This is a genomic window from Pseudomonas sp. FBCC-B545 (assembly GCF_059134095.1).
On the sequence record NZ_CP101441.1, the window covers coordinates 4,086,690 to 4,103,477 of the forward strand.

General features: G+C 56.8%; 18 protein-coding genes. 2 read left to right on the forward strand and 16 right to left on the reverse strand.

Annotated features, from left to right (window positions below; translation table 11 throughout):
• Positions 1-78: 78 nt before the first annotated feature.
• Complete coding sequence (locus NMB39_RS18710) at positions 79-426, forward strand: hypothetical protein (protein ID WP_494340271.1); 348 nt, start codon at positions 79-81, stop codon at positions 424-426.
• On the opposite strand, the gene NMB39_RS18715 is transcribed toward NMB39_RS18710, so the two are convergent.
• From NMB39_RS18715 to NMB39_RS18775, 13 genes are all read right to left on the reverse strand, one after another.
• Positions 407-922, reverse strand: a complete 516-nt coding sequence (locus NMB39_RS18715) for a lysis system i-spanin subunit Rz (RefSeq protein WP_494340270.1) — start codon at positions 920-922, stop codon at positions 407-409. The two genes, NMB39_RS18710 and NMB39_RS18715, sit on opposite strands and share 20 nt — an antisense overlap.
• Positions 919-1,344 (reverse strand): structural protein, encoded by a 426-nt coding sequence (locus tag NMB39_RS18720; protein ID WP_494340269.1) that lies wholly within the window; start codon positions 1,342-1,344, stop codon positions 919-921. Before NMB39_RS18720 ends, NMB39_RS18715 begins: the two co-directional genes overlap by 4 nt.
• Before the next feature lie 43 nt (positions 1,345-1,387).
• Positions 1,388-2,296 (reverse strand): phage tail fiber protein, encoded by a 909-nt coding sequence (locus tag NMB39_RS18725; RefSeq protein WP_494340268.1) that lies wholly within the window; start codon positions 2,294-2,296, stop codon positions 1,388-1,390.
• Positions 2,297-2,320: 24 nt separating this feature from the next.
• The gene (locus NMB39_RS18730; protein WP_494340267.1) at positions 2,321-2,968 is read right to left on the reverse strand and encodes a hypothetical protein; all 648 of its coding nucleotides are present in this window, start codon (positions 2,966-2,968) and stop codon (positions 2,321-2,323) included.
• A 328-nt stretch (positions 2,969-3,296) separates the two neighbouring features.
• Positions 3,297-7,118 carry a TipJ family phage tail tip protein gene (locus tag NMB39_RS18735; protein ID WP_494340266.1) on the reverse strand — a complete coding sequence of 1,274 codons (3,822 nt, stop codon included), beginning with the start codon at positions 7,116-7,118 and terminating at the stop codon, positions 3,297-3,299.
• Positions 7,119-7,175: 57 nt separating this feature from the next.
• Positions 7,176-7,757 carry a tail assembly protein gene (locus NMB39_RS18740; protein WP_494340265.1) on the reverse strand — a complete coding sequence of 194 codons (582 nt, stop codon included), beginning with the start codon at positions 7,755-7,757 and terminating at the stop codon, positions 7,176-7,178.
• Positions 7,754-8,509: a C40 family peptidase gene (locus NMB39_RS18745; protein WP_367236936.1), complete on the reverse strand. Its 756-nt coding sequence runs from the start codon at positions 8,507-8,509 to the stop codon at positions 7,754-7,756. The genes NMB39_RS18740 and NMB39_RS18745 overlap by 4 nt, the downstream gene beginning before the upstream one ends.
• 3 nt (positions 8,510-8,512) lie before the next feature.
• Positions 8,513-9,262, reverse strand: a complete 750-nt coding sequence (locus NMB39_RS18750; RefSeq protein ID WP_494340264.1) for a phage minor tail protein L — start codon at positions 9,260-9,262, stop codon at positions 8,513-8,515.
• A gap of 10 nt (positions 9,263-9,272) precedes the next feature.
• Positions 9,273-9,611, reverse strand: coding sequence for a phage tail protein (locus tag NMB39_RS18755; RefSeq protein ID WP_494340263.1), 339 nt, complete (start codon positions 9,609-9,611; stop codon positions 9,273-9,275).
• Positions 9,612-9,613: 2 nt separating this feature from the next.
• Positions 9,614-12,808 (reverse strand): phage tail tape measure protein, encoded by a 3,195-nt coding sequence (locus tag NMB39_RS18760; protein ID WP_494340262.1) that lies wholly within the window; start codon positions 12,806-12,808, stop codon positions 9,614-9,616.
• A 55-nt stretch (positions 12,809-12,863) separates the two neighbouring features.
• Entirely contained in the window at positions 12,864-13,379 is a 516-nt protein-coding gene (locus NMB39_RS18765; protein WP_494340261.1) for a hypothetical protein, read from the reverse strand.
• Positions 13,369-14,205 carry a hypothetical protein gene (locus NMB39_RS18770; protein WP_494340260.1) on the reverse strand — a complete coding sequence of 279 codons (837 nt, stop codon included), beginning with the start codon at positions 14,203-14,205 and terminating at the stop codon, positions 13,369-13,371. The genes NMB39_RS18765 and NMB39_RS18770 overlap by 11 nt, the downstream gene beginning before the upstream one ends.
• Positions 14,206-14,387: 182 nt before the next feature.
• Positions 14,388-15,239 (reverse strand): NYN domain-containing protein, encoded by an 852-nt coding sequence (locus NMB39_RS18775; protein WP_494340259.1) that lies wholly within the window; start codon positions 15,237-15,239, stop codon positions 14,388-14,390.
• Between the two features lie 452 nt (positions 15,240-15,691).
• On the opposite strand from NMB39_RS18775, the gene NMB39_RS18780 reads away from it, so the two are divergent.
• Positions 15,692-15,877, forward strand: coding sequence for a hypothetical protein (locus NMB39_RS18780; RefSeq protein WP_491798199.1), 186 nt, complete (start codon positions 15,692-15,694; stop codon positions 15,875-15,877).
• Here the strand turns inward: NMB39_RS18780 and NMB39_RS18785 are convergent.
• The 3 genes from NMB39_RS18785 to NMB39_RS18795 all read right to left on the reverse strand — a co-directional run bounded on the left by NMB39_RS18785 (position 15,874) and on the right by NMB39_RS18795 (position 16,788).
• On the reverse strand, positions 15,874-16,029 hold the full coding sequence (locus NMB39_RS18785; RefSeq protein WP_494340258.1) for a hypothetical protein: 156 nt from the start codon (positions 16,027-16,029) through the stop codon (positions 15,874-15,876). The genes NMB39_RS18780 and NMB39_RS18785 overlap by 4 nt on opposite strands.
• 61 nt (positions 16,030-16,090) lie before the next feature.
• On the reverse strand, positions 16,091-16,321 hold the full coding sequence (locus NMB39_RS18790; protein WP_494340579.1) for a DUF1799 domain-containing protein: 231 nt from the start codon (positions 16,319-16,321) through the stop codon (positions 16,091-16,093).
• Between the two features lie 86 nt (positions 16,322-16,407).
• Positions 16,408-16,788, reverse strand: coding sequence for a phage tail assembly chaperone (locus NMB39_RS18795; RefSeq protein WP_494340257.1), 381 nt, complete (start codon positions 16,786-16,788; stop codon positions 16,408-16,410).

A 16,788-nucleotide genomic window follows, 5' to 3' on the forward strand; every position in this document is an offset into this window, starting at 1 on the left:
ACACCACTCCCCAAACCTGCCACACCTCGATTACTGTACGCACATACAGTATTTGAGATTCACGCTATGAACGTTGACATGGAAACCGATGATTGGCTCGGCTGCCCCACTCCCCTTGAGATGTACCAGCACCAATGCGCAATCCTCGTGGATGAGCTGGTGGAGACCGAGCGCATGCTGCGCAGAGCTCGAGCGAATATCGCTGGCCTGGTGCAGATGAACGACTTGCTGGTTACCGGCAAGATGGCAGCAGAAGAAAAGCTTCGAGCTGTTGAGGTCGAGCTTAGCCGCACAAATGTCGAATACTCGGAAAGAGGCAAAGAGATCATGGGCCTAAAGATGATCTCAAATCAGAACGAGCACCTGCGCATAGAAAATCAGCGGCTTCTGCTTGAGTTGGCTGCACTCAGGGGGCCACAGCCCTGACATACGCCTGGCACGCACGCAAGGCGATTATGGCGTTGTCCCCTTCGTCGGTGATGGCGATAATTCGCTGCGCATGCGCTGGGTCAAGTTGGGCTCGACGGGCTGCATGAACCACGCCGACGGCGCCGGTGGTGGCAGGCACGTTGCAGCTACTGGCTGGATCCTCGGCAAGGAGGACTGACAGCCGGACATCAGCAGTAGCAAGGCGATCACGCAGAACAGCTTGGTTGCGTTGGGCATCGGATAACTCCTTAGAGTGTTGTTGGTCCTGGCCGGCGAGCTGCTGCTCCAGGCCCAGGCGCTTGTCCTGCTCGGCACGGGCCTGGGCGGCGGCGGCCATGCTGATCCTGTTCAGGTCATCCTTGTGCAGGCCGTCCTGCTCGGCGAGCTTCTTGCCCATGCGCCAGTCTTGAACCTGCCAGGTAACGCCGGCGGCACCGGCCATCAGCAGCAGGATCAGCACCGCCAGGCCGGCCAGCTTCTGTACCGGCGTCATGCCAGCGCCCGCCGCACGCCTTCGGCCAACACCGCATCAGGGTAGGCATACCCTGCGTTTTCGTGATGGATGATCGCTTTGACGAAGCCAGCCATTACTGCGGGGCTGGTCAGATCGACCTCGGCGCCAGGCCGGGTTCCGGTGTTCGCTTCGACGGCGCGCACGTATGCCGCGGTGTCGTTCTCGACCGACGGCGCCCACCGACTGATGATCGCCTTAACAGTTTTCAGTCCGTGCTTGCGTTGATAAGTCAGCAGCAGCTTGCCTAGGGCACGGATACCATTCTCAGGCGTATCGAACCGTGCAAAGCGTTTCTCGATAGCCGGGTCGGGCTTGAGCTGGCCCTGCCACTGGTTGGCCGGGTTGTAATCAATGTTGCCGGGGTTATTGTTGCGCACCCCGCGGGTTTCAGTGGTCGGCATGGCTTTCTCCAGGCGTAAAAAAGCCCGCTCAATTGGCGGGCTGCTAATCTTCGGTAGCGGCAATGGGCGGTGGCGCTTCCGCCTTGGGCATTTCAAGCCTCACATCAATCCAGCTATTCAGCGGGACATCCATGGGGGCGCCACGGCCTGGCACCATCTCCCCGTCGTCCGTGAGCGTCCAGCGCTGCTTGAAAAGGCGTACCGTGACGGTGCCGTCTTCATCTTGGTGACTGTCAGTGATACCCAGCATTCGACCGCCGTCGGGCGAGCTCGGATCATGTGTACGCCAGCCCTCGAGAGCCAGACCGAGACTGCCAGCAATCTTGTACTCACCCACACCCATGCGTTGTACCGTGACGCCTCGTGCCTCGCTGTTAACAACCCCCCAATCACCAGCCGGGGCAAACGTCTCTTCCTGGAGGTCGCGACGCTCACTAGTTGCGACACAGGCAATCCGCATGATTGGCGAGGCAGCAGAAAGCACGCCTCCAGAACCACGAGTGGTATTGCCGGTGTGGTAGATCGTGTTGAATGAGGTGGTGCTGTAATCACCGGATCTGAACCCAATGACACCACTGCCCAGAGTGCTCATCCAAAGTTGAGCTCCAAGATAGCCTGTTCCGGGGAACGCGATATTTAGCAAAGTGCCGTAACCGAAATTCGAAGGCTTGAACTGAGTTGTCTCAGTAATCACGCCAAATCCCGTTTCCCAAACGTTCATGGAATCGTAAATTCTGGAGTCCGATACTACTCTAGGACCAAGTCCATATGAGCCAACAGCCATAACATTTCCAGGGCTGGCTCCTATGTTGGCATTAGATGCCGTGCCAAGCTGAGCGTTTCGCGAATAGAGCTCCTGCGTCATCGCGTTAATTTTTACCGCGCCACTGCGGGTGGTATCACCGCCAGCACCCGTTGGTGCTGTGCCTATGTTAATTTCTTGTCTTGCCATTTAGATGCTCCTTGTAACTTAAATTTAAGCGGTTATTTTTCCAAATATCGCAGGAAGCAAAAAGTAGATTGGATTTGATACAGTCGTAACGCTAAATCTCAAAAGCGAGGATGCAAAATCATACCTAAGCCCAACCCCGCGGGATTCATTATTCCCGCCCATCATTGGCATTCTGGCATTATTTACCATCAAATAATCGCCAAGCTCATAACTCATCGGAACAGAGTACCAATTAGTAGGCGTTCCCTGGCCGCTATAGGTTGTATGCGTATAAGTCCAGTTTTGTACAGCCCTGGTGAATACTGATGCTTGGGTTCCAGAATCAAATATTTGCTTTCCAGTCGCATCCCACAATCTCAATCCATATGAGGCAGTTGGTTTAGATGAAAATGCCGCGACAAAAACATCGCCTGAGTGAGCTTGACCTGATGTGACGCTACACCCAGTCCAGGCGCCGGGCGCTCCTACTAGGAGAACGCCAAGCTGAATGAGTGATCCATTACTTTGAGGCCGAACGAAGACAAGTGGAGGCTCCTGCGTATCAATAGCTGAAGCAAACACAATGGAACCGCCCGCCGCATACGTGCCTTTGTGAAAAACGCACAGCCTCGCATATTCGGAATCAAGCGAGACGGCTCCAGCGTCATTAACCACCTCTAGACCATAACTCATTAAGCCCACCTCATAACTATTAAGCGCATCGTCGACTGGGAAATAGAATCATTCGGCCTCTGGCCTAGAAAATTTCTTACAGAAACTACTCCATTCCCCATCTCGCACTCCAACTGCCTATTAGTTGCCAAGCTGTCATCATTATTATTGTTGATCGGCAGCATGAAGCATACTGAATTGCTAGGGCTGCATCCAGGCACTGAAAACGTTTTTGTTGATCTACCCTCGCCCGCATATGAAACAAGTACGGACAGAACAACCCTATAAGTTGAGGTGCCCGTATCGAATTCCAGCACACCAGACGATGACCATATCCTTAGACCGGAACTCATTCTGTGAGATCTCCGATTTGCACTCGTTTCACGTTATTAACATCCCAGAATCGCAAAGATCGATTCGTCATGACCGAGCGACCTTGCCCAGGCACTACGCCGTTAATCTCGAAGGTTCCGTCCTTATTAAGGATCCACCCTTGCTGACCAGCGATGTAATTGGTAGAGCTGATGTAAGCGCCTATCTTCGCGTTCGTGATCGTACCGTCTTGGATGAATGCGGCCTTGATGAAGGTCTGCCCGCCCTGGACTGCGAACGGCACAGATCCAGCCTGCCCGATGGCGAACCTGTCAGCGTCGATGATGAACTGCGACTGTAATCCACCTGGCCCATTCTCCAGACCCAGGCCTATCCCAGCGTACTTGTAGAGGCCGGTGGCGGTTTCGTACTGCATCCGCACCGACCAGTTCGCCGTGACCTTACCGTCGACCGTTTGAATGGCCGTGGCGTTGGTCTGGATCGCTAGAGTATTCCCGCCAACCGTCGTTTGAACCGTGTCGATTCGTTGGCCAAGCGCCTGGTCGGCATTCGTCCTTGCAACGATTTCGCCCTGAACTGCCGCGGCATTGCTTGCGGTTTTCGCCGTGACGGTGTCGATCCGAGTGGAAAGAGCCCCGTCGGCGTTGATACGCGCCGTTTGCTCGGACACAACCGCAGCGGCATTGTTGGCTACCTTCACTTCCACGGTGTCGGTTCGCTGCCCCTGAACCAGGTCACCCTCGATCAGGGCAGACTGAACGGACCAGACACCAACATAGCTTTCGTCCGAGCCGATCAGCGCAGTGTCATCACCTTGAAGCGGTGGATTGACCTGCAAGTAGATGCCGTCGACCTTCTGCGCCGTGGTGGTGACCTTCCCGTCGAGCGTGGTAACCGTGGCCTTGAGGGTGCTTAACCCGCTGGCCGTGGCGTTCACCCCCGTGACTGGGTCGTTGACCGTTACCTTCACCGCATTGAGCTGCGAAGCTTGGGCGGTAATGTCCTGGCCGTGCTGCGTAATGGTCGCGCTGTTCTGCTGAACCTGTGTCGCGAGGGCGTTGACCGTCTGCACCACTGTTCCGATGTCGGTCCAGTAGGTCGCGTTCGGTGGAGGATTATTCGCCGGCACCGGGCCCCTGGCTTGGTACAGGTGCTGACCCATCCGGACTATTTCGTTCAGCGCGTACGCCTTCGTGGGGTCGTACTCAAGCGCGTCGACTACCTGATCGATAAGGTTTTCCAGTTCCTGCTTGGCTTCGTCGATGCGGCCGTTGACCGATCCGGGGCCATTACCGTCGATGAGGTCGATCCTGTCCTTCAAATGCTGACCCAGGGCGGTCTCGTCGATCTGCCCCTTGATCTGCTTGAGGATCGGCCCAGCATCCGAACTGGCCTGCCCCATTACCCCATTCACCACTGGATAGAACGGACCGATATTGCCGGTACGGTCCACCAGGCGCGCCCAGAAGAACAGCGTCGCACCCGCCAGCAGGGACTGCATGCGGTAGTCGGCCTGCGGATATGCCAGGTCGGCCAGCTTCGTCGCGGCAGGCAGGTTATTCGCCGGGCCATACCAAAGCTCGGTGCGCTGGGTGTCCTCGGCGCCAGCAGGGAATCCCCACTTGATGCCGATGCCGAACAGCTCGCTGGTGGTGGTCAGGAACGACACCGCCGGCGGCAGACCGGTTTTCCCTTCCAGGTTGGTCAGGCTGGAGTTTTTCCAGATGGACGAGATATCAAAAGCACTCACCGCGCGCACGCGAGCCAGGTAGGCACCAGAGTAAATGCCGGTAACGTCAACGCTCGTCGAGCCTGTGCGCTGCACCTTGATCCAGTTGCCGTTGTCCTTGCGCCACTCAACGTCATAGGCGACGGCGCCAGCAACAGCTGTCCACGAGATGTTCATGGTGCTGATGGCCAGACCCTGGTCGATCGATACGTTCGACGTGATCGTGACGCTGGCCGGCGGCGGCACCACAGTAATCGGGATAACGCTGATTGGCCGTTCTTCCAGCCGTGCGCCGGTGTCTATGCTGGCGAACTTGCTTGGCTCGTACTGCAAAGCGCTGATGTCGTAATCACCCTCTGGCGTCCGTGCTGTCCTCATCACTCTATATAGAGGGATTGCCAGGTCGTCAGCGTCGATAGCCCACTGGAGCTGTGCAGCAGGTGCTTCGCTGTAGGCCACGGTCACGGTTACATTGCGACCGCTCACGCTTTCCACGGTGCGCCCTTCTGCACGTCCGCCCGGGAGATTGATCACCAGCCGGTCATCGGCTTTCACCATGGTGTCGCGGTCTAAGGTGATGACCTTCCCCGCCGCTGCCGCAATGCGCCCGCCGATCTCCCGGCCCGCCAGCAGCGAATCGGCAACCGGAATAATGAAGCCAGGCAGCGGGATACGGCCTTCCATGCCGGTCCTAAAGCTGATCGTCCGGTCCTGGTTGTTGCTCAGGACCAACCATTTTGCCCGGCGCTGTGCTTCAGATGCCCGGGTGCAGCCGATAGCACTGATCTCAGTCGGTTTGTCACCCAGGCGGCGCTGGAGCGGCAAGTCGGAATAGACCGTGACGTCAGTGTCGTAGTTATTCAGGGGGTTGTCATAGCTGACCAGGCAGCGAGTAAAGCGGGTCTTCGCGGAAGCGCTGCCGTAGGAAATTTTGCCGTCGATGACGTTGGAGCGAGTGAAGACGTAGTCGATGTCTTGTGAACGAGGCATATCAGCCTGCATGACCAGCTGACCCTGGGCCCAGTACGTCATGCCGCGGTAAATGCCAGCGATGTCACGCAGCAGGGACCAGGCTTCGGCCTTGCCCTGCAGGTTCATGTCGCACAGGAAGCGTGGCTCAACGCCGTCGGCACCGTTCGATACCAACTGATCACAATACTGCGCGATTCGGTAAAGCTCCCACTTATCAACCATCCAAGGCTTGATACGGCGGCCCAGGCCGAAACGGTCCTGGGTGCAGATGCCATAGGTGATCCAGGCAGGGTTATTGGTCCATGCCTCCTTCATAGTGCCGTCCCAGGCGCCAGAGTACGTGCGGGCCACCGGATCGTAGTTGCTCGGCACCTGCCAGCGGCGGGCCTTGCATTTCACGGTCACGGCCGGGATGTTGGTGAACTGCTCGGCGTCGAACTGGACGAACAGAAGCGCTGTGTTCGGGTAGCGGAGCTTGGCGTCGATCACCTGGGTGTAGCCGGCGATGAAGAGGCTGTCCGCGATCTTGTCGGTGTTCTGGTTTGGGGTTATGCGGCGAACCCGGATCAGCCAGCCGCTGGTTGCTGGCGGCAGATCGATACGCAAGGAGCGCTCGTAGCGGGTGGTGGTCTTACCCGACATAGCTCCTACCAGAACTTCCTGATAGGCACCCCCGTCGGTAGCCACATCCACTGCGTATTGAATCGTGTAGCCGTTAATGTTTCCTTCGCTGTCCTGGCTCGCGAGGCGCGGCGTGGCCAAGCGGATGCGAGTTGCCGAGAGCTGAAGATTAGTAATCGACTGCACCCATGGTGCCCCGCTGCGCAGCTCGATGTTCAGCGAGGTTTCGTTGTCGACAGATGGAATACCCGGGATGTAGGTCTGCTCCACAGAACCTGGGCGCCACTCCCACTTGACGTTCGTGAAGTTGAAATTACCGCTGGCATCCTGGATAGGAGTGTTGTCGAGGAAGATGTCGCGCGCAGTTGGCGTGCCGTCGAATTCACCCTCGCCAACGGCGATCAGAATCTTGGCCACGTTGGTGGAGCGCAGGCTGTCGGGCGCCTCTACGGGTGCCTTTGGCTTGGTCTCGCCACCTTTGGCACCGTTAATATACAGCTTCTGTGCTGCGCCCATACTTTCCTCCAGGCAATAAAAAACCGCCTCTTAGGCGGCTTGCTCGATGCGTCGTGGTTATGTCTTGTCTTCGGCGTAGATCGATGCCGAGATAATCGCCCCGCCCCACCGGCGCTCTCCGATGCAGATTGGGACAGGGTTTCCGCTGGCCGTGGTGTTCTTTGCGCTGCCGAATGCGTAGCTGGGCATGTTTTCAGGCGAAGCGCTCTGTTTGAGGCCTGCTGCCTGCGGGCTAAGCATCTGGATCACGCCGCCGGCAGTGAGGGCGATACCCGGCGCCAGGGTTGCGCCGTTGGTTATAGTGCTCATGGCAATCAGGATGACGCCGAGTACTGTCTGCAACAGTCCTGCTCGCTTCGCACCCTCTACCACTGGAACAATCCTGACCTCCTTTGTGCCTCCCATGCCGAACTGATCCTGCCCGGCGTTCTTCCGGTTGCGGAAGATGGCAAAGCGAAGGCCGAGCCGGTCAAGGCGCCGGATCTCGGCTTCGAACCCGTCAATGGTTGCCTTCAGCGCCCTGAACACCTCCCAGGTATCGCCCGAGCCCACCTGGCGCCGGTGCATCCTGCCGAACTTCTGGGCCAGCGATCCAGACAGCTTGATAGTGGTCATCGGCGAATAAACGATGGCGCTCATCTGGCCTCCTTATGTCGAAGAATTAAGCGGGTGCGCTGGAGCCAAGGGCCGCCGTAGACGATCACCTCTGATGGTCGGCCATACAGGTGGTGCAGGACGAAAGGCCCGGGACCGAACACGTCAGATTCTTCGCCTGGCAGCGCCGGGTCAGTGCCAAGATAGATGCCTGCATGGTTTGGGTGAGCCGTGCGGCCTACCTCCATCACGATCATGTCCCCGCGCCGGGGTCTGTCGACCTGTTCAAAGCCAGCAGCGGCGTAATTCGCCTCGTAAAGACTGGTGCTGTCTGCACTCTCCCACCAGCCATCAGCGCGCTGGAAGGCCTCGAACTCAAGGCCCCACTCGCGCCGGTACCAATCAGCGCAGACTTGCCAGCAGTCCCAGGCGCCATGCACAAATGGGCGCTTCAGCAGCGGCGTGTTGCTGGTCGGTGTGATCGTGCGCAGGTCACCTTCGGGCCAGGACAGAATGTGCCAGGGCAAAGCCGTGGCCTCACACATGGCCTGGTCGCGAGATGAAGGCCTGCTGGTGGCGTCAGGATGCGAGTGGACGATGCCGATCACCTGGCCCTGGTCTTCCGCCGCGGCGTAGTCCTCTGGCTCAAGCCGGAACTCTTCGTTCGGCTCGGTGGCAATGTTCCGGCAGGGGAAGTACTTCTGCGCCCGGCCCACGGACAGCACCAGGCCGCAAGACTCTGCGGGGTAGCACTGCTCTGCATGCGCCTGGATCGCCGCAATGATGTGTTTGCGCATTCTTCAGCTCCGGGCAATGAGGGAAACAGCAGGAAATCCACCGAATGAGGCGGGGTTTCCTACGCCAAAGCGCGGGTCGCAGCCCTTGCCAAGAGTTCCGTCGCATTCATCGAGCTCAGGGTCGTCAGTGACAACCCCATCCTTTGTAACGTAGGGTCCGGTGTATCCACAGTTGGGGCCTCTGTAACCCCCCGTCAGGCACCAGTGGCATAGCGTGGTCATCTGCCGGCCAATGGTTTCGCCGCCGACATCGCCCGGACTGGCCAAGTCCCAACTGACCGTTTCGCCATCTTCGTTGGTCTTCTGGTCGACATACCAGACCTCGATCGATTCCTGGGTGGGATCGGCCGTGGGGTTGCCGCCTTCGAAGTTCACGGCGTCGAGAAACTCGGCCAGCGTATTGCGAATGGTCAGCTTGAACTCGAGCAGATCCTCGAAGGCCAAGCAGAGCGCGGTTATTCGCCCGTTGACGTTGCCGACCGAGAGCTTCGGGCGCACTGCGGTACCGTCGCCGTTCGCCTCGCTGCCCTCGTACTGCATGGGCCAAGCGCCGTACTCTTCACCCTTCCACCAGATCGACTTGGCCGGCAGCTGGTCAGCGTTGCCGCCGGCGGCGATCAGTTCGGCAGGTGTATGCGGGATCGCGTGCCCATGGAAGCGCAGAACATCGGCGCCGTAATCACTGCCGTCCAGTTCGAACAGCATGACTTCGTTGCCAGGCTCAAGAGTCTGGATAGCATTGATCAGCGACATGGATTGACCTTTACGGGTGGAAAGCGCGCTCGAACGTCGCTGTCACTTTGAATACGCCCCCGCCCATGGGCGTAGGGGTTGGGTTCCTGCAGGTGAACAGGCCGAGCTGGCCCAGGGGAGTGGTCCACAAGAAAGCCTTGGCGCCCTTGTGGCGATCGAAGAAAGCCATCATGGCCAGCGCTGTCGCAGTGTTGCCCGTGTGAGTGATCGGATAGGCATCGACTTTATTGTTGATCCCATCCCCGACCTCTTGCTTGTAGCCGTCCCCGAACTGGGAGGTGCGCACCCGATAGCTAATATCGGGTGCTTCTCCGTTCTGGGTGGCCCAGGTGAATGTCTCAATCGCCACGTTTACCTCCCATTGATAGCTCGCCAGATAGCCCCGCCAGGCTGCACACCTCGTGCGATGGCTGCCTCGGCTTCCGTCTTGGTGACCTGCTGGATATTTCTTCCGGCCTGCGAGGTGTCCTCCTGCGTTGCATTGCCTCCGCCACCTGCGGTTTGCACGGAAACCGAGACGGGGAAGTTGTAGGTGTTGCCGCCTCCCCCACCCCCTCCGCTGCCAGCTGCAGCCATGATGGAGCTGCCGCCCGTCATCAGCGGAGTGACACTACCGCCCTCGGCACCAGTCATCAGGTACGAGCGGCCGCCCTGACTGAAAAGCTCAGGGCCCTTTTCATTTACCTCATACAGGGTGTTCGGATCGACAGGACCGCCTGACGCCCTTCCCTCGACCAGGGCGCTGCCCATGCTTGAGCCAAAGCTGGGTGTAGCTCCACCACCGAAATACGCCCCCAAGGCACTGCCGGCCAGGCTGGAAAAAATGCTGGACGCCGCTTGCCGAGTAGCGATGCGCGCCATGTCCGCCAGGATCGACTTGGTGAAGCCGGAAAACGAAAGTTTGCCGGTGACAGCAAAATTCGCGACTGCGTCCTCCATGCTGGAAAAGGCATTAGTGAACAGGCTCTTGGTCTGGCCAGCTACATCATTGGCAGACTGCAAGTAGTTCTGAAAAGCCGACGAAGCACCACTGCGCCAGTCTCCCTGGGCCTCCGACATCTTGTCGTAGTTGTCGACCACCGTGTCGCGGTACTTCCGTTCCGCATCTTCCAGGCTGGCCAGGTCCCGCATGTAGTCTTCCTGGCTGTACTTGTCGGGCGCAGTTTTGCGGCGATCCAGTAGCTTGGCGCGCTCGTCGTTGAACTTGTCGGTTGTGGCGTCGAGGCTCGCCTGCAGTGCTGCTTGCCGGTCTCCCAGGCCCAGTCCGTTTGCTGCGCGGGAGCCAGCAGCTTCCAGTGCAGCGCGCTGACGTTCCAGCTGATTGACGTAGGCCTCCGAGGCGGCTGCCAGTTGCTCAAGACGACCTTTCTCGTTTGTGGCGATGATCGTCAGCTGGCTGTCGGCGTCCTTTTGAGCCTTGACCATCCCCTGCCGCGCATCGGCAATCTTCTGGTCAAGCTGGATGCTCTGAGCCGCCGTTGTGCCTTTCTTGGCCTTGGCCGCTTCCAGAGTGTCAATCTCAGCCTGGTACGCCGCGGTGACATCGTCCTTTTCCTGGTTGATCAGGGCCGACCGTTGCTTGGCATAGTCCGACAGCGATACCACGCCGGCCTTCTGCTGCGCCTCCAGTTCCTTCTGGGCGTTTAGATAGTCTGTGACGATGTCGGAAAGGTTGTTCTTGGCGCTGTTGAAGCTGGTCAGGTCGACTTGGGAGCTGGCGGCCTTGGGGTCTTTGTACTTGTCGTTGACGTCCTTTATCTGCTCAGCGACGTACTTCGGATCTACCCTCTTATCATTGGGGTTCGCCGCGCGAATCTTCGCAGTGTCCTCATTGATCTTTTTGATTTCGAGGGCGCGCTTTCCTTCATTCGAAAGGTTGGCCAAGTGCCTGGCGTCAGCACGAGCAGTTGCATCCACCGCGTCGTCTTCGATCTTTCTGCGGTCGAACACGTATTTATTCTTGGATTTCTCTCCCTCGATTTGAAGTTGAAGAAAATTGATCTCGGCGGTAACAGCCTCGTAGCGAAAAGGATCTTCTTTCGCTGCATCTCGACCATTTGCAGTTAGCAGAGCAAGCCTGTCCCGCGCTTCCTTGAGTTGAGTTTCTAGCCCCTTCTCCCTGTCAAAGTTTCCAACAGCGTCAATTGCTTCGCTGGTGGTTTCTTTAATCTTTCGCCAAGCTTTTTCCCAAAGGGTCAGATTGTTAAGAACGCTATTTGAGCGCGTCTGCACCGTCTCGGCATAGGTGTCAGTCAATAATTTTGTCGCACCAATCTCATTGCCCTGCTCTTTCAAGGCAATGACTTGCGAGTACACGCTCGCGGTCAAAAAATGGTATTGATCGTTAAGCGACTTAGCTGCGGCGACGGGGTCCTCGGCAATTTTTACAAACTCAGCAATGGTTGCGTCAATAGATTTGCCGGTAGCTTTCTCCATAGAGATAGCCGCCTCTGCGATCTCGATGAAGCTTGCACTTGCGATCTTGCCGTTACCTGCAAGCGTCGCCAAAACAGCTGCGGCGTCGCCTGTTGTCCCTACTGTCGCGCCAACCTGCCGGGACATATCACTTAGTTGTCCGCTAGTAGTTCCGGCGGCGTTCCCGGTGAGGATCAACGACTTGTTGAATTCTTGCTGTTCCTGATCGCCCTTATAATAGGCATAGGCGAGAGTGCCGATTGCAGCGGCTGCAAGTGCGATAGGCGCAGCGAGAGCTGCCATGCTGGTAATTGAAGCGCCAGCACCAACCCCTAGCTGAGTCACAGCCCTGACACCGCTCCCCCAGTCGCCTGACTGCAAGGCATTCGTCAACTGCATGACGTTTTCTTGAGCTTGCCGGGTGTTCAGCTTGAGCTTATCAAAGGCACCGTTGGTCTCGGTCAGTCCAGCACGGTCCTTACCGATTTTTGCCAAGGATTCCGCATAGCGTTCAGTATTGATTGCGCCAACCCGGAACGCTTCGTGCGCAGCCTTCTCCTGCGCCTCGAGCTTGGCCAGCTTAGCGGTCACTGGGTCGATCCCATTGACCGTCCGCTTCAAGGCTTCAATTTGTCGGTTCTCTGCCTCAATGAGGCGCTGCTTTTGAGCTAGCTCCTTAGCTTCGGCCTTCTCGATCTTATCGAAAGCCTTGCCCAGCTGCTCTTGGTACTTCGCCTGCTCTTCAATGGTGACCAGCCCGCCCTTGCGGGCGCGCTCAAGCAGACCTTCAGCCTGGACCAGCGACTCCATGCTGGTAATGTTGCCGGTCATTGCCCTGTCGAGCTGGCTGATAACATTGATCTCAGCCACAGCGCTGTCGGCTGCTTTGCGGATTGCACCGGATTTGCGGTCTATCGCGGAAGTGGACTTGTCGACGCCCTGGGTCACCTCACTTTCAGCTTGAGTGATCTTCTTGCCGGTGTTGGCCAGGCCATCGCCGGCTTTTCCCAGATCGACAATCGCCTTCTCCGCACCTTCTGCCGAGTCGACCAACTTATCCAAGTCGCCGGCGGCGTTAACGGCCTGCGAGGAATTTACCTCAATGCCCAAGGAAGTGAAGTTGGTAGCCATGCTTTCTCCGGATAATAAAAAACCCGCCGAAGCGGGTCTGTGTAATTTGATTCGATTAGCCTAGAGGAGCCCATCCGAGTTCTTTTCTGCACGAGTCTGAGTTTTCAAATTCGTAGAGCTCTTCCACGGCCTTTGGAGTGATCACGTAAAGAGTGACCCTGGCTAAATTATCCGGCAGCTTATTGGTTGATTTTGACCAAAACCATTCAGCCATATCCTCCTTGCTTGTCGGAGATATAACAGTCTGCTGACCGTATTTTTTCACAAGACCCGATGCCAGGGATCTTACTTCTGGCTCACTCAGCTCCGAGTGAACCCTGATTATGCAAAGGCCAGTCTTCTTCGAGAAAAGATACTGGTAGCCCTTGACGTAGGCAGCCGGAGTCGGCGCAGAAGTAGCGGTGTAGTTTCCATCGTTAAGCTTTTTCAGTTCCGCAAACTTAGATAAATCATCCGGAGATATGCCCTGCTTAACCCCATATGGCCCATCCCACGGCCCCTTATCGCCGCACCCAGCAATGAGCGTCGCAAACATAACCACAAGCCACAACAATACAGATCTAATCTTCATCGTCTTCCCCACATTCCGTCTCCATGATTCTAACTAAATCGCGAAAGCCGCCGACCTTCTCAATGAAGTCATCAAAGAAGTGACCGTCCGATCCGCACATAATTCTCATCCCCTCAAGGAGGCCAAGCTTTTCCCGGTAGCTGCATATCGTCGAGCCAATGGTCTTGGCCATGAGCAAAAAACGCAGATAGTCGCCACCACTCACGTGAATGGAGCCGATATCAGAGGACATTTGCTGCCAGTCCTTGAATTCGATCTGGCTCTTGGTGATCGGGTGCCAACCTCCTTGCCAGTCCTCTTCAATGAATACGGGCAGCATTCCCGGTGGAATACACTCAATGCGCCCATGCTGCCGGAGGACATGAAGCCTATTGTTTCTCCAAGGCATGGCAGAAAAGCGGTAGCCGACTATATCGCCCGACGGAGGTAGCATGTTGCGATATGGAAGACGGTAATACCGCTCGACAAATGGGCTAAACGTCTCGACCAACTGAATGCGCTTGCCGTCTGCACCAATTTTCCCAGTGTCGGACACATTGAGAGCAATTTCCTCTGGTCCGGCCCACGGCCCATGCTCCAGAGTTTCAGGTGCAAACAGCGACCTCAGATACTTTTCATCAGCACCGGCAAAACGCATGGGGAATCGAAGATAGAGCATCGCTCCGCCCTTGGTGACGTTTCTGAGAGACTGAGCACCATGCCTTTCGATGGCGGCTTCGATTTGCCGCTTATCCTCGACCGTCAAGCGGTAACACTCCCGATCGGTAGGATTGGCCGTATCGCTTGGCTCAAGCAGATACGACTGAACTAGTTCCAGTATGTTCACATCGCGAGCGTCCCTGTTCAAAGACGGGAGACTCTATCACCTACGGCTTTACTGGTGAAACGCCAACACGAAAGCCCCGCATGGGCGGGGTTCTTCTGGTTCGTGGGAGACTAGGCGGCGTCGACGGGATTGACCAGACGCAAAAAGCCCAGCGCGGGGCTGGGCTCTGTTAAATGGCTGGATTACTTCTTTTTCACCAGCTCGATAAATTTCTTTCTCGCAAACTTCTTCTCTGGCTGCTCCAGATCGCGCTTGATTGCGTCTCGACTCACGCCAAGGATCTTTCCATCAAACTCGCGCGGCAGAGAAGAGCTGTGCTTCAAGTGTTCCTTCAGAGCCAAAAGGTCGCTCGGCACCAAGCCGCTAACCATTGCGTCAATCAAGGATTCAAGAATCTTCGTCGCCTCCTCTTCACTCACAACCGCTTCATTCACTGCCGGCTTGGCTGCAGGATCAACGGCTGGAATGACACGAGGTCGAACCTGCGCCTGACGGACGCTGAGGAAAGAGTTGATTATATCTGGCGTCCACTCCGTATGAGTGTCAGCCTCTTGAATCAGACTGGGAGACTGATGATTCTTGTCGTGTTCATTTGCGATGCCAATCAAATGAACTCTGACACCATAATTCTGTGCAAACTGCACGCCTACACGAACGTCTTCATCACCAGAAATCAAAACTGCGTCAGCAATCGCATGATTTCGAGCGAGCTCGATCATGTCGATCACGATCATAGAGTCGACGCCTTTTTGTTGGCCGCTACCGTTGAGCGTTCCCATGCGAACTTTAACGTTGTTGCTGCTCGCAAGTCGTTTCTGCTCAAGCGTTGGGCCGCTAGTGCCGATTGCATCGTACCAATAGATACGTAGAAGAGGCGTCCCACCTGAGAGGTGCTCGGCGGTGCCGATAAGCTGCGTGATAACCGCCTGCTCGTTCAGCGAGAGTAGTTGGCGCCTAACTACATCGCCCGTAAGTGCCTGTGAGCCTTGCGCGAACAGATACCCAGCGTCAACGAAAATGCCTAAGCGATTCATTTTCCGTCCCTAGAAAGTATTAAGGGCCCCCTCAGGGACCCTTTGTATGTCGCACAACGGCCCGTATAAGGTAGTGGCCGCTGCTCAGACGAAGCGAACTATAGGTTCAGTTGACACACTCGTCAACACGAATTCACACGTTCGAACACGAACCAACATGAAAACGAACGAAAGGCCGAATAATCCGACGAAGCGCGTTCGAACGTTGATCAAAGGGCTGAACGCAGACGATGCCCTGCTAATAAAACCGCTTTAAGACCGAAATTTGTGTCGAAAATCTTGCAAAACTGACCTACCTGTCCAGGCATCCAGTGTGGATGGAATGCCAGTGGCGACCAGGCCCCGCGCGGTAGTAGCCTCCTGCCACACGCAAGGATTCCCCAGTCCTACGCCTGCAAGCCCAAGGACTGGGACAGCGCCAATATCGGCGCGTTTATGACCTGGAGGTCAATATGTCGTTTAGCGTCACCACTATAGGAATTTCTGAAGACGGGCGTCTGCTAGTAACGCTTGTCAAAAAGTCCACAGGCACCAATACCCAAATCTGGGTAAAGCCCACATCACCTATTCACAGCCTGACCATCGCTCAGATTGAGCAGCTAGCCAAGGAGGAAGCAGCTAAAGACCACGCCTGCTAATTGGTTCGGGCTGAAAGCATGTGAACTCGGGTCGAAAGGCTCTCATCAGCCAAAGCTCTCTGGCTCGACTCTTCATTGAGTCGAGCTTTTAGTTCTTGAATCTCGCGCTTGAGCCTTTCCAGCTCTATCGCAACCACTTCGCTTGCGCTCATGCTGCTCTCCTGCGGCCATGCCGCGTCATGTTGGTTGTTTTGCGCCTTTGGTTCCTGAGCATTAGGCGCCCCTCGCACTCTCACGCTGTTCCGCCATCACCTGCAGGGCTTCAGCCTCCATATGTCGGAAGTCGCTGAAAATGGTTTGTCGCTGGCTGATCGGCACGCCGCACATACGAATCACCCCGGAGAGAACGCTGTAGTCCATGCCTGTTGCGCCGCACGCGCCTGTGCGCCACTGGGTACTCATGGCCTCGAAGACTTTGAAGGCGTCCCAGTTGTCCGGCCAGATGCCAACCTCCGCGACGTAGTCGTCCGTGGTGAAGCCGAAGGCATCCGTGCCCTCTAGCGTTGGCTCATAGAGCGCGCGTGCAGCGCTTAGGAGTTTCCCAGGCGGGCCTCATTGAAAGCTTCGGCGTAGGCATTCAGCACGGCCTTCGGCGCTGAGTTGATCGAGTTGACGAGGATTCGCACATTTTCAGGCGTAAACTTTTCCTCGATATCCCAGCCAACGGCGACGTCAAGCAGCTGGTCCGCCTGCAGATCGATCTGAGCAGCTGTGAATGCTTTTAGGTCCATGTCTCCTACCTGCTTGCTCAGCTCGTCGTGCCGCTCGTTCCAGCCGGTGTACAGCTCGGCGAGCGCTGTGCGGTCCAGGTACTTGAACTCGAACTCCACCTTCTCGGCGCTGTAACCGGCGCGCTGGATCATCACCGGTGCCTTGAAGGTCGGCTTCTGGATCAATTTGAACTTGGCCAT